At 43.7% G+C, this 13,469-nt stretch carries 10 protein-coding genes; 6 read left to right on the forward strand and 4 right to left on the reverse strand.

The window, feature by feature from the left end; all coding sequences use genetic code 11:
- Positions 1–283: 283 nt before the first annotated feature.
- The gene (locus HOP38_RS20280; RefSeq protein ID WP_006073567.1) at positions 284–1,516 is read right to left on the reverse strand and encodes a porin; all 1,233 of its coding nucleotides are present in this window, start codon (positions 1,514–1,516) and stop codon (positions 284–286) included.
- A gap of 344 nt (positions 1,517–1,860) precedes the next feature.
- Entirely contained in the window at positions 1,861–2,259 is a 399-nt protein-coding gene (locus HOP38_RS20285) for a hypothetical protein (protein ID WP_006073566.1), read from the reverse strand.
- A 96-nt stretch (positions 2,260–2,355) separates the two neighbouring features.
- Here HOP38_RS20285 and HOP38_RS20290 point away from each other — a divergent pair, with 96 nt between their 5' ends.
- From HOP38_RS20290 to HOP38_RS20305, 4 genes are all read left to right on the forward strand, one after another.
- Positions 2,356–3,282, forward strand: coding sequence for an aldo/keto reductase (locus HOP38_RS20290; RefSeq protein ID WP_124941979.1), 927 nt, complete (start codon positions 2,356–2,358; stop codon positions 3,280–3,282).
- A 184-nt stretch (positions 3,283–3,466) separates the two neighbouring features.
- On the forward strand, positions 3,467–4,765 hold the full coding sequence (locus tag HOP38_RS20295; protein ID WP_198558818.1) for a peptidoglycan DD-metalloendopeptidase family protein: 1,299 nt from the start codon (positions 3,467–3,469) through the stop codon (positions 4,763–4,765).
- Positions 4,758–5,408, forward strand: a complete 651-nt coding sequence (locus HOP38_RS20300; protein WP_198558819.1) for a DUF1007 family protein — start codon at positions 4,758–4,760, stop codon at positions 5,406–5,408. The genes HOP38_RS20295 and HOP38_RS20300 overlap by 8 nt, the downstream gene beginning before the upstream one ends.
- The gene (locus HOP38_RS20305) at positions 5,401–6,270 is read left to right on the forward strand and encodes a hypothetical protein (protein ID WP_198558820.1); all 870 of its coding nucleotides are present in this window, start codon (positions 5,401–5,403) and stop codon (positions 6,268–6,270) included. Before HOP38_RS20300 ends, HOP38_RS20305 begins: the two co-directional genes overlap by 8 nt.
- A gap of 3 nt (positions 6,271–6,273) precedes the next feature.
- Here the strand turns inward: HOP38_RS20305 and selD are convergent, their stop codons facing one another.
- The gene (selD, locus tag HOP38_RS20310) at positions 6,274–7,317 is read right to left on the reverse strand and encodes a selenide, water dikinase SelD (protein ID WP_006073557.1); all 1,044 of its coding nucleotides are present in this window, start codon (positions 7,315–7,317) and stop codon (positions 6,274–6,276) included.
- A 130-nt stretch (positions 7,318–7,447) separates the two neighbouring features.
- Positions 7,448–9,199 carry a sigma 54-interacting transcriptional regulator gene (locus HOP38_RS20315; protein WP_006073555.1) on the reverse strand — a complete coding sequence of 584 codons (1,752 nt, stop codon included), beginning with the start codon at positions 9,197–9,199 and terminating at the stop codon, positions 7,448–7,450.
- 525 nt (positions 9,200–9,724) lie between these two features.
- Here HOP38_RS20315 and HOP38_RS20320 point away from each other — a divergent pair.
- Positions 9,725–12,949 (forward strand): molybdopterin cofactor-binding domain-containing protein, encoded by a 3,225-nt coding sequence (locus HOP38_RS20320; protein WP_198558821.1) that lies wholly within the window; start codon positions 9,725–9,727, stop codon positions 12,947–12,949.
- Positions 12,950–12,961: 12 nt separating this feature from the next.
- The gene (locus tag HOP38_RS20325; protein WP_006073551.1) at positions 12,962–13,468 is read left to right on the forward strand and encodes a (2Fe-2S)-binding protein; all 507 of its coding nucleotides are present in this window, start codon (positions 12,962–12,964) and stop codon (positions 13,466–13,468) included.
- Position 13,469: the final 1 nt, after the last annotated feature.

A 13,469-nucleotide genomic window follows, 5' to 3' on the forward strand; every position in this document is an offset into this window, starting at 1 on the left:
ATGTCCCTCTATATTAATTTGTTGGCTGATCGGAGTTTAATTAAACGGCGTGAAATTATTCATGGTGTAAATCACAACTTATAGTTTTATAAGTTTTTATGTAATTAATTAGACTATGGTAATGACTCTTACTTATAGAATTAATGAATGGATTAGGGTTGAGGGGAGTAAAGAAATCTGTCGCTGATTTAGGTATGTTGAAATATCAGGGGTGAAATGTGGTTGGAATGTAAAAATGCCTCCAGAGAAGGAGGCATTAAGTAGGTCACATTTTAGTCACTATTTAGAAGAAAACAGCTGCGCCTAGGAAGAAGTGAGCGCCTTTGGATTCAGTGTCAGCTGGAGCAGCGCCAGTCTCATAGTTAATACTGTCGTTAAGCTGTACGTCATCGTAGTAACTTTCTAGATACACTTCACCCCAAGCGACTGGCGCCCAACCAAAGCCAATATTGTATATATTTGCTTCAGATTGCGTTTTACCTGTCAGGTTATTGTTTTCTTTAGCATATTCATAGCTTCCGTAGATTCGCATTGATTCTGTAAAGTAGAAGTTAGCACCTAATCCGAAGTTGTCAGTTTTACTGTCGAAAATTGGGCTGTTACTACCATCTTTTGCTTCGAAGTGTTCGTATCGTCCGGATACAGAAATCGCCCCATCCATAAAATGATGCTCAGCTGCCAACGCATATTGTTTCACTTCAGCGTTGTCGGCTGTACCAGTGGCGCTGCCTAAGATGTCAATAAAATTCCCGCTGATATCATTTGCTTGGTTGTATGCAGCTGATAAATAGGTACCGAAGTCAAACGTATACGCTAAAGCACCACCGAATCCATCTTTTATTTTTATCTTTGAACGAGTTAAGCCATTTGCGTCAATCGAGCCACCTACGATAAAGGAACCAAAGTTTAACCCGTTACCGAATGCAATTTGCTCAACATCACGTCGCGCTTGATATTGCAATCCTACGTACAAATTATCGAAATCATTTTGCCAAACGACAGTATTCGGAGAGCGACGACTACCCAGCTCGTCAGACTGCATCATATTGAGACCGCCAGCCCAGTAAGAGTAATAGCCTTTGTCCGTTTTCATATATGGACTTTCTTGGCGACCAATCGTCACGGTACCAAAGTCCTCGTGGCCGAAGCCAGCGTAAATTTGTCTTGCGGTAAGTGCCTCTAAACTATCTCCATATCCATTAACGTCTGTTTGAGTCCCGAAATTAACATCAAACGCTATTTTGGCTATACCTTTAAACTTTCCTTGTGTATGACTGATATCAAATCCAACATATGACCCTGGATCTTCGATAAATGTAGAGTCACCGTTAAGGCCATAGGCATCATCTGACCCCATTGGTGTTGATTTATCATAATCATACTTACTCACTTGTGCAGCAATCGCACCATACATAGTAAGTTCAGTGCCTTCGTTATTATATAATTCGATAGCGCTAACTTGAGAGGCAGCAAATACACTTACAGCTAATGTAGAAAGTTTGAATAGACTTTTCATAGTTATTCCTTTTTATAATTTCCGTTTTTTTGGATAAAAGAATCCCCATTCAAAAATAAATCTATTTTTGAATACCACTATTAGGGGACATAGTTTGGAGCAGATTAATTAATCTTTGTTGATGGTTTCCTATTTTATTAATAAATACATTATTTATATTTAGTGTAAGATATTTTTTTCAAACGTGTGTTTAACCTCGGTCACATTTATAGGACCGATGATTGCTCATGTATGAGCTAGGCATATAGAAGGAGGGTTGTACTTTTTATAAAACGAATGGTTGTTAATGAAATGTTACTCTTAGTGGTATTTCGGTAATAAAGTTGAGGGATTTTTGAGTGTATTCATAACTCAGCAAGCGAAGTCAGTAGTCGTTTCATGCCTGATTGATCCAAATATCCATCTGGCTTTTTGGTCGCACGTAAATATTGATAAGCAGTGATGAGCTTACGATGCTCGAAAATGTCCTTTTCAGCTAGGCGAGTGCCGTTAACGGCCTCGTAAGCCAGTTGGTAGGCTTCCATATCGACAACTTCGGCCTGGCGGTACAGGTATCCGCATCCTGTCGCTAACCATTCGAGTGAACAGTTGGCTTTCATGGCGATTTGGTTTGCTTTTGCTAAGCTTGGTTCACTACCTTTTAAGTATTTGCGAATGAGTGCTTCTGATAGCTCGACACGTCGAGCAAATCCGCTAACACTCTCTTGTCCAATCAATTCTTGTAGTCTGTCTGCAAAGCTCACAACTTCGTACTCTAGTTCGTTTTTTCGAAGTTTACCCGTTGAGAGCTAGGTAAAACAAGCATAGGATGTTGGCAGACTTAAATAAGGAGATAACCAATGGTTTCGAATGTTACAGCTGTTTCGAAAGTGACAATGGCGCCAAATGGACCAGAGTTTTCAGAACTGGTTCAGGGGTATTGGCGATTAGCCGATTGGGGAATGACACCGCAACAACGTCTGACCTTCCTTAAACAGCATATTGAACTCGGTGTTACTACTGTTGATCATGCTGATATCTACGGTAACTATGAGTGCGAACGTTTGTTTGGTGAGGCGTTAGCGCTAGATAGCTCAGTCCGTGAACAGATTCAAATCGTCTCAAAATGCGACATCAAACTGTGCTCAGATAAATACCCGGATCGTAAGATCAACCATTACGATACCAGTGCAAAACATATTTATGAGTCAGTAGATAACTCGTTACAACGCTTGGGCGTAAACGAGTTAGATGTACTGTTAATTCACCGTCCAGACGTTTTAATGGATGCTGATGAAGTTGCTGATGCGTTTAATGAACTATACAAGATTGGTAAGGTCAAACACTTCGGCGTTTCAAACTTCTCGCCACGCCAGTTTGAATTGCTGCAATCGCGTTTGAGCAAACCACTAGTGACTAACCAAGTAGAAATTAACCCGCTTAATTTTGAAGTGGCTCATGACGGTACGCTAGATCAATTGCAACAACTTCGTGTGTTGCCAATGGCATGGTCAACACTTGCTGGTGGAGAAATCTTCAACGGCAAATCGGAACAAGCGAAGCGAGTCCGAGCAGAACTTGAGGCAATTCGCAACGAAGTAGGGGCGGCCAGCATCGATCAGGTGATTTATGCGTGGGTTAAGCGTCTTCCTTCGAATCCTTTACCTATCATTGGTTCAGGCAAAATTGAACGAGTTAAAGCAGCCGTTGCTTCTCTAGAAATCGAACTTACTCGTGAACAGTGGTTCAGAGTTTGGGTTGCAGCAAAAGGTCACGGTGTGCCATAGACACATTAAGTCGCCCGTATTAAATGACGAGGACCTTGCTGTGATTCATAGCAAGGTTTTTTTCTAACAATCGCTGACTTGGTGAGTAGTGCTTACTGTGATACATATTCTGACATAAACAGTGTTTATTATTAGCTGGAGCGATGTTATAACATAACAATTGTGTTTTAGTTATTGTTATCCTATGAAGTCTCCACGATACGTCTTGTTTGCTATCGCTGCTGTCTCATTTTCCCTCGCAGCGTACCTCTCACTTGAACAAGAACAGCCTCAACCTGAACCTGTAACCATTAAAATTACACCATACAAATCTACGCTTGATAACCCTGAAATTAGCGCTTCAACCCCAACGACATCGCTGCAAGCAGAAAAGCCTAACCTTGCTAAAGTCCATTACATCGTTAAAGTTGGTGACTCGTTAAGCACCATTTTTAATGCCTGGGACTTGTCGTATAACACTCTGCAAAGTCTACTAGAGGCCGATTTAAACTCTCTGAAACTCGATACTATTAAGCCTGGCGACCACCTAGAAATGGTGATAGATCGAAACACTAACCAGCTCAAGCAATTAACCTATCATGAAAGCTTAGTGGAAAGGGCTGTATACAAACGCTTGGAAGATGGCAGCTACAGCTATGAATTTATTGAAGAACAAGGTGAGTGGAAGACACATCTCTTCTCTGGAGAAGTAATTGGCAGCTTTTCGAGCTCTGCCCATAAAGCAGGGTTAACGATCACACAGATCGCCAACATTACCCGAGTCCTAAGAGACAAAATAAACTTCGCCAAAGATTTTAGAGCGGGTGATACCTTTAACATTCTGGTCAATGAGCAATACCTGCGTAACCACTTAACAGGTAATACCGAAGTACAAGGTATCTCGATTACGATTAGAGGAAAAGAAGTCGCTGCGTTCTTGGCTGAAGACGGTCGTTTCTATGATCGTGAAGGTAACAGTTTAGAGCAAGCCTTTGACCGCTACCCCGTTGCGAAACCGTTCAGAAGAATTACCTCACCATTTAATCCACGACGCATCCATCCTGTTACTGGGCGTATTTCACCACATAACGGTACTGACTTTGCAGCGCCTGTCGGCACACCCGTTCATTCGACTGGTGATGGTAAGGTAATTGCCGTGCGCAACCACCCTTATGCGGGCAAGTATTTAGTTATTGAGCATAACAGTGTCTACAAAACACGATACTTACATTTGCAGCGTATTCTTGTTAAACGAGGTGATCATGTTAAGCGTGGTCAGACAGTGGCTTTATCTGGAGCAACTGGGCGCTTAACGGGGCCCCATTTACACTTTGAAGTGCTAGTACGAAATCGTGCAGTTGATCCAATTACAGCTAACTTGCCGATGGCAACGTCGATACCACCAAAGGATAAGCCTGCGTTTATTGCGCGAATTTCGGAATTTGACCAACTTGTTGGTAACGAAGGCGATATTCCGGTGGTTCAAGAAAAACGCCATGTTTAATCAGTTCGCATTGAGAGTTTTCAACTGGCAGGGAGTATTCTTTGTGGTTTTGTTGACGTTGGCGACCAACGTCAACGCACACCCACATTCGTGGATAGGTAACCAGTTAACGATCAATGGCAAAGGGACACTGGTGGATAGCATCAGCATGGAATGGGTGTTTGATCCTTTCACCAGCGCCTATGCGCTAGACGGCGATTTTTCAGTGTTTGATAGCGAAGAAAAAGCGCATAAAGAAGCGGTAAGGTTGATGTCGAATCTTTTGAATACACATTACTTTACCTATTTATATGTTGATGGCGAACCGCTTAAGTTTCGTTTGCCAGAGGTCTACGCATTAACTAAGCGAGGACGACGTATGGTACTGACTTTTACATTGCCGTTATCTCGCGCTATCGATGTATCGACTCAGGAGCTGGATGTTCAGGTTTACGATAATACCTACTTCATCGATATTTCTTGGAAAGACCCGTCGACCGTTACGCTTAGTCCAGACGTAAGTGGCAAATGCAAGACTACCCTTGAAACCCCAAATCCGTCTCAAGAAATCCTTGATTACGCGAACTCATTAGGCATTGATGAACAAGGGGATGACGACCTTGGTGCTCATTTTAGTCAGAAAGTGAGCATACATTGTGAATAGCTTGAACCGTTGGATTCAAGCTTTAACGCTGGCACTAATATTGGCCGTTTTTGTCGCCGTGATTATGGGTGTGATCGAGAACATTGACTCCCTTAGATGGGCGTTTGTTTCGATACAGCGAACGCTACTAGAACAGCTATCTGACTACTTGGATCTGGTTGACTCTGGCGACTGGCAGGCACTCATTGTTACTGCACTGTGTACTTTTGCTTATGGTTTTACTCATTCTTTGGGGCCGGGGCATGGCAAAAGTGCGGTGATGTTGCTCGCAACAAGCTCAACCTTAAGCCGATGGAAACTAGTTTGGTTAAGCCTACTTATCAATATGTTGCAAGCAGCAGTGACGATCTCCATTGTTTTGCTTGCCAACCAGTTCTTATCTATTGGGTATCGGGCTTCCATAGGCTGGGTTGCATCCATCAATCAGTTTGTTGGCGCTGGTATGGTGGTGCTTGGCGTCGTTTATTTGATTAAAGGTTGTATCAAACAAAAACGGCCACACGAACCTGAAGTCAGTACCGTGGCGACATGGAATTTCTCAAACGTTATATTATATGGATTGCGACCTTGCAGCAGCACGGCATTGATAGGGCTTTTCAGTATGCTTTGGTTTAGCTGGCAGCTGTCGTTAGCTTTGATGCTGGCGAGCTTTTTCGGCAGCTTTTTATCATTAAGCTTAGTGGTCGTATTCGGTCAAAGCGCTTGGTTTAAACTGGAATCTTTACTTCATCGTCGACATAAAAACCAAGAGAAACAATGGATGTGGGGTTATGTCGCGGTTTTTGCTATTTCAAGCTTTTATATCATGGTCGGCTGGTTGTTTTGGGAGACAAGTGCAGTACAAATGTCTCCCATCTTGTGACTATTAACGTTCTATTTTAATTTGTGGTTGCTGACTATTGGCTGGCTGAGTCAGTGACCCAATTCTTGTTGCCGTAACACCACAACTTCTGCAGAAGTTTAGCATATCGTTTACGCCGCTCTTTTCTACTGCGAGAAGCAGGCCACCAGAAGTTTGTGGATCGCATAAGATGGCTTTGTCAAAGTCGCTTATTTCACCCAGCATATGTTTGACTGAGTCATAGTTTCTGTGAGTGCCTCCAGGTATGGTGCCTAACTCAATATATTCCTCAACGCCAGGTAGCAGAGGTATCGCAGGTAAATCGATATGGGCATCTAGATTGGAACCATTACAGACTTCAGTAAGGTGGCCAAGTAAGCCAAACCCCGTTACATCTGTGATAGCTTTTACTTGTGAAAACTCAGCAAGCTGCTGACCAATCACGTTGGACTCACACATCCATTTGACTGCTAGTCCTTTATGTTCTGGTTTAAGCTGCTTTTTCTTCTCAGCACTGGTTAATAAACCGATACCTAGAGGTTTGGTTAGAAAGAGGTCACAGTCTGCGGTGGCTTTTGAATTCTGTTTGATTTGATCTAACTTGCCAGTTCCGGTTACGGCCAAGCCAAATATCGGCTCTGGGGAGTCAATGGAATGGCCGCCCGCAAGCTCAATACCTGCTTTTTGGCAGACGCTGCGTGCTCCCTCTATAACTTTTCCTGCAATCTCTGGAGCCAATTTGTCGATAGGCCAGCCTAAAATCGCTAGCGCCATAATAGGTTTCCCACCCATCGCATAGATGTCGCTAATAGCGTTAGTGGCAGCAATACGGCCAAAATCAAACGGGTCGTCAACGATTGGCATGAAAAAGTCGGTGGTACTGATAACGCAGTGTCCATCGCCAATATGATAAACCGCGGCATCATCACGGCTAAGGTTGCCAACGATTAATTGATCACTGCTTGGCGTAGGTGTGTAGGAGGCGAGAATTTGGTTAAGGACTTTCGGTGACAGTTTACAGCCACAACCGGCACCATGACTGTATTGGGTAAGCGCGATATTTTCCATAGCAACAACTCCGTACGTAAGTGAATTAGGGAGAGAAGCATCAATGAGGCAATAACCAAGTGCAGACTTGGTTATTACAGCGCCTCGTTTTAGCTATTGAGAGCGTTCAACAAGAGATTGTCGAAAATAGTTAGCTATAGCACTTCTCGTTCAGACCATATTTTTTGAGTTTTCGATAAAGAGTAGCAATTCCTATGCCTAGTTCTTCCGCGACTAATTTGCGGTTTCCTAATCGGCCAATTGCTTCTTCAATTCTGACTCGTTCCATGTCTTCTAAGCTCATTCCTGAATCCTGAATAGGGCTAGGTTTGGGCTCGGGTTGATGTGCTTCAAAGTGAGGGGGGAGAAGGTCAACATCAATCTGTTCGCCTTCCGGTACGATATTAATCAGATACTCTACTAAATTACTCAATTCACGAACGTTGCCCGGCCAGTGGTAACTGGTTAAACAGCTCATAGCTTCTTCAGACATACCTGGGTAATTAGTACCCAGTTTTTGGGTATGTATGTCCATAAAGTGATTAACCAACAGAGGTACGTCACCTTCGCGCTCACGCAATGCAGGTAGTTGCAAAGGAATAACGTTAAGTCGGTAGTAAAGGTCTTCACGGAACTTGTTAGTAGCAATCATCTCGGCGAAGTTTCGGTTGGTCGCAGAAATGATTCGAATGTCCACTGGAGTGGCTTTGTTAGAGCCAATTGGCATGACTTCGCGCGCTTCTAGTACACGAAGCAGTTTCGCTTGTAACTGCATCGACATATCGCCGATTTCGTCTAGGAAAAGTGTGCCATTGTTTGCGGCTTGGATTAAACCGACTCGGCCTTTACTGGACGCACCGGTAAAGGCGCCCTTGGTATAACCAAATAGTTCACTTTCCAGTAGCTGATCCGGGATCGCTGCACAGTTGATAGCAATAAACGGGTTTTGTGCTCGTCCGCTGAGCTTATGAACAGCGTTGGCGATGACTTCTTTACCTGTACCACTTTCACCATTAATAAGAACACTCGATGGGCTCTTAGAAATGCGCGACATGAGTCCTTTCAGCTTTTGCATTTTTGCACTTTCACCGATGACTTCGGCAAATACGGCGTTGGTCTCGTAAGGTAGGACAGGGTTATGTGGTTGGTAGAATGACATTAAGAATAGTTTATGAGTTCGACAATTATAAAATTGCCCCACTAATAATTCTTCTCGACGACCAATAGAAACAATATGTTGCTGTTGGTGATCATTACTACCACGACATTGTGATAGAGGTCTAATATTTATTTTCTTTTCTGGTAGTTCTTGAATAGTAATATTGAGGTTAGCTAGGGCTGGTTGATTGCCATATTTAACGTAGTTATTTTCATCAAGAACTAAAACTCCTTGGTCCATATTGTCTATTAAGTTAATAAAGACATCTTCAAGGCCTTTATTCGGTGTTTGGTTTTCTGTGACTTTTGCCACAACAAGTTGCGCGGTATGTTTAATGTAGTCGGAAAAAAGCTTCGCGTTGTCTTTAATAGTCTGTTGAGATTCTTCTGTAAAAGCGACAAGGCTCATTACGCCAATACAACGATCTTCAAGAAGAATAGGAACACCTAGGAAGGCAGTTTCTCGGCACGCATCCTTAGTTGTGCATTCGGCACAGAGCGGATCGGCTTGAGACTTGATGAGTGTTTTTTCTTCTTTTGTTTCAATGATGTATCTAAAAAGTCGTGAGCTGGCGTTGAGTTTTTTTCCAAAAAATTGGCTATAGGGGCCTGTTCCCGCGATACGGACCAAATCCGCGTCAACCACTTCCGCATCCACCTTTAGAACGGTAGATAGCATCTGGGTGAATCGGATGATGGTTGGCTGTATAGCCATGAGTTCGGAAGCGTTCTTAGTTTCAGGCATAATGTTTTAATCGTTATTAAGAGAATGACATTCTATTTTTAATTACTCCTTATGAGTTTGATTTAGGTCAGAGACAAATGTACACGCCTGTCAATTTTCAGAGCTTTGGTATCTGGGTCACATATTTATCAATACGCACTTTTGAATAAATAAGCATTATTCCCATTTGATGTCAGAAAAAGAGAATTTTCCGAAATGAGTCTATCAGCCTGCGAGGCTATCAAATTGATAGTCTCACAATGATAATCTGCAATTTTCAGGTTTATAAATAAATTAACTTAGATTCGAGTATTTTATAGCTAAGATATATATCGCCTTTATATCATCCGATAAATAAAATCTCCATCACAGTTTTTTAGGTAGTTCATTTTTAACAAGAATATTTATGCTGACGACTGACTTTATGAAATTAATGGCTTGATAAATGCTTTGATCTAGCTTTCCGGCACGCCTGCTTTACTGCTCTATTTCGTGGGCGTGCCGCGAATCGTGATGCACACCTCATTCAACCAAGAGGGAGTTATTATGAATGAAGCTGGCTTAGGCAGCAGAATGCCTCGAGTAGATGGACGAGCCAAAGTAGAAGGTACGGCAGTTTACGGCGACGATGTTCACATATCGGGTTCTCTTCACGGAGTTTGCCGTTACACAGATATACCTGCGGGTAGAATTCTTTCTTTAGATACCTCGGACGCAATGAAAGTCCCTGGAGTCGAACGAATCATTACTTATGACGATATTCCAGGAGACCCCAAAGTTGGGGTGATCATTCGAGACTTTTACCCTATATGTCAGGAATGGGTACGTTTTAGTGGTGATGTTATTGCACTCGTTATTGCAGACAGTTATGAGACTGCTTGTGAAGCAAGTGAAAAGATCCGAGTCGAATATGAACCATTTCAGCCCGTTACTGATCCAGAGTCAGCGTTAGAAAGTGATGCAAGACTGATTCATCCGGATAAAGATTCTAATGTCGTTAACACTCACCACACCGTTAAAGGTGATGCAGATAAGGCAATTGCGAAGGCCGATGTGGTTATCGAACATACCTATCAAACGCACTATCAAGAACATGGCTATATTGAGCCAGAATCAATAACCACTTATCTAGACCCCAATAATAACGAGCTGACTATCATTGGTTCAATTCAAAACCCTCATAGAGTAAGAAGCTTTGTCGCCGGTTTCCTTGGTATTCCGCAAGCAACAATCAACGTGAAGCGTTCTGTGCTTGGTGGTTCGTTTGGTGGTAAAGATGACACCATTGATCATCTTGCTTGTCGTGCGGCGCTATCCACTTACCTTACTAAACGCGCAGTCAAGTTCTCCTATAACAGAGAGCAGTCACTTATCGAAAGTACCAAGCGTCATCCATACACTATGCGCTACAAAGTAGGCGTATCGCGTGAGGGTAAAATTGAAGGGATTAAAATCAACATTATCGCGGATGCTGGTGCCTACGCGACTTGTACGCCGTTTGTAACTTGGCGATCTTCAGTTCAAGCCGCGGGTCCGTACGATATTGACCATGTTCGAGTAGACGTGACAGGGGTTTACACCAACAACAGTGTATCGGGCGCAATGCGTGGTTTTGGTTCTCCTCAGATTATCTTCGCTCACGAATCCTTGATGGATGAGATAGCACTAACATGCGATATCGACCCAATTACGGTGCGTGAACGCAATGTTCTGAAACAAGGCTCTTTGAGCATGACAGGACAATGTTTTGATCAGCATACGGTTTCAGCATCAGAAGTATTGAAAACCGCAGCGGAAAAATCTCAATTCTATGAGCGTATGGCGGAAATGAACGCCAAGAACAACGTCAATTCGCCCATCAAATATGGTATTGGTTTAGCACTTAGTTATCGCGGCTGCTCTTTAGGAGCGGAAGGTGCAGATAACTCCACCGCGTTGTTATCGTTAAATGCAGACAGCAGTCTAAATATCTCAACCGGTGTGTGCGAAAACGGACAAGGCCTGCAAACTACCATGGCAATGATAGCGGGCGAAGTGTTAGGTGTGCCTTTGGATATGGTACGTTTCTCAGAGTCGCCAACCAGCCTAATCGCTGACGGCGGACCTACCGTTGCATCTCGCGCCACAATGACGGGCGGTAATGCGGTGAAACTCGGCGCAGAAACCATCCGAGCTCGTTTGTTTGATACCATAAAATCCGACCTCAAAGTCACGCGAATTGAAGATAGCACATGGCGCAACGGTCAGATTAAATCGAACTTACAGTCTGATATTCAAGTGCCACTGCAAGAGGCGATTTCACGTTGTCGTCAGCAAGGGATTAACCTTGCGGCCTACGGTTGGTTCGATCCACCTCCGATTCATTGGGATGAGGAGAAGGGCACTGGCTCGCCATATTTTACTTGGGTTTACGGCTGCCAAGTTGCAGAAGTAAAAGTAGATACCTCGACAGGTAAAGTAGATGTACTTGGGGTAACCGCAGTACACGATGTAGGTAAAGTCATTAACCCTGTCGGTTTTGAAGGCCAAGTAGCGGGTGGTATCGCTCAAGGTATCGGATTCGGTATTTTAGAAGACTACAATATCGAACAGAGCGAAGTGAAATCCGATAACTTCGATACCTACTTAATGCCAACTATTAAAGATATTCCTAACCTCAATATCCACGCGATAGAAAATCCTGACCCAGCAGGCCCTTACGGCGCGAAAAGTATTGGCGAACCTGCCGCAGAGCTCGCTGCTGCTGCCATCGTTAATGCTGTTGCGTTTGCCACCAAAAAACGTCACAGAACTTTACCACTGACACTGGAGCAGGTGTATTTAGGCTACAACCTTAAAAAACCAGTGCGTCAAAGTGAACTCTTATGCAGCGGTGACAACCATCATCAAGTGAACCGCTTGTGCGATCTCAATGTGACTCGACCTGAAACCTTGGGTGAGGCGTTGTCGTTAATGCAGCAAGGTTCAATGACTATCTTAGCGGGTGGTACCGATGTGCTTGTTCAGCATCGCTTGCAAGAAACCGCAGCACCACTACTCGATATCACGGGCCTCAAAGAGCTAAAAACTATCACTCACGAAGGTAACAGCATAGTGATTGGTGGTGGTGCATGCATCACTGATGTCGTGGAGCACGAAGAAGTACGTCACCATTTCCCATTATTAGCAACCGCATGCAAAACCATAGGTTCAACACAAATTAGAAACCGTGCAACATTAGGCGGCAACATAGCCAATGCAGCACCATGTGCCGACTCAATTCCTCCGTTGATCGCTTACAAGGCAGAAATTGAGCTAGCGTCTGAAAAACAAGTGAGACGCTTACCTATAGCTGAGCTTCTTAAAGGCGGTTATCGCACGGACATTCAACCAGATGAGCTACTGACTAAGATCATTCTTACGATTCCAGATAAACCATTTGAGCTAACCGAGTACGTTCAACTAGGACGTCGTAATGCACTGAACATCACGCGTTTGAGCTTGAGCTGTTTGATGAATATCGAACAGGGCATAGTCAAAGAGTGTCGTCTTGTTGATGGCGCGCTATTTAGCTATCCACGACGCTTGTATCAAGTAGAAGAAGTGTTGTGTGAAACCACGTTAGACGAGCAGGCTATTGGCCGTGCTATCAGCGTGCTATCAGACATTATCGAAACAGAAATTGGTGGACGTTGGTCAGCTGCATACAAACAGCCTGTTTATCTGAACATGTTCCGAGAGCTTATGTCGGAAATCCAAACCAAACTGTCAGATGACCAGTCGTTAGCATAGGAGTGCATTTCAATGGTTAAAGAAACAAAACAAATATCGCTAACGGTGAATGGCGGTGTGTATAACCTCGAAGTCACGGGTAATACACGGCTACTCGACATGTTAAGAGAGCAATTGTCACTTACTGGCACGAAAGAAGGGTGTGCGGTAGGTGAGTGCGGTGCATGCACCGTGATTAAAGATGGCAAGCCGGTTTGTTCTTGTCTGGCACTGGCTATTCAGTGCGAAGGCAGTGAAATCGTCACCATTGAAGGGTTAAGAAAGGATCCACTGGGAGTGGTTCTTATGGATGAGTTTTTGACCACCGGAGGAACACAGTGTGGTTTCTGCACGCCAGGCATGATCATAAGTGCTTGGGCGTTGCTTAAACGCTATCCAAACCCGACTGAAGAAGAAATTCGTGATGCTCTGGAAGGCAACCTGTGTCGATGCACTGGTTATCAGCCGATTGTAGAAGCAATTAGGCGCGCCACAGAGTTTTGCAACATTCCTCAATCTCAAGTAGAGCACAGCCTATAAA

The sequence above is a fragment of the Vibrio mediterranei genome (assembly GCF_013364395.1).
In the GTDB taxonomy this organism is placed as follows: Bacteria; Pseudomonadota; Gammaproteobacteria; order Enterobacterales; family Vibrionaceae; genus Vibrio; species Vibrio mediterranei.

Excerpts from the sequence above, each read along its gene's own strand:
- HOP38_RS20300 (WP_198558819.1), top strand. The coding sequence starts at position 4,758 with ATGTTTAATCAGTTCGCATTGAGAGTTTTCAACTGGCAGGGAGTATTC.
- selD (WP_006073557.1), bottom strand. The coding sequence starts at position 7,317 with ATGGAAAATATCGCGCTTACCCAATACAGTCATGGTGCCGGTTGTGGC.
- HOP38_RS20280 (WP_006073567.1), bottom strand. The coding sequence starts at position 1,516 with ATGAAAAGTCTATTCAAACTTTCTACATTAGCTGTAAGTGTATTTGCT.
- HOP38_RS20290 (WP_124941979.1), top strand. The coding sequence starts at position 2,356 with ATGGTTTCGAATGTTACAGCTGTTTCGAAAGTGACAATGGCGCCAAAT.
- HOP38_RS20320 (WP_198558821.1), top strand. The coding sequence starts at position 9,725 with ATGAATGAAGCTGGCTTAGGCAGCAGAATGCCTCGAGTAGATGGACGA.
- HOP38_RS20325 (WP_006073551.1), top strand. The coding sequence starts at position 12,962 with ATGGTTAAAGAAACAAAACAAATATCGCTAACGGTGAATGGCGGTGTG.
- HOP38_RS20315 (WP_006073555.1), bottom strand. The coding sequence starts at position 9,199 with ATGCCTGAAACTAAGAACGCTTCCGAACTCATGGCTATACAGCCAACC.
- HOP38_RS20295 (WP_198558818.1), top strand. The coding sequence starts at position 3,467 with ATGAAGTCTCCACGATACGTCTTGTTTGCTATCGCTGCTGTCTCATTT.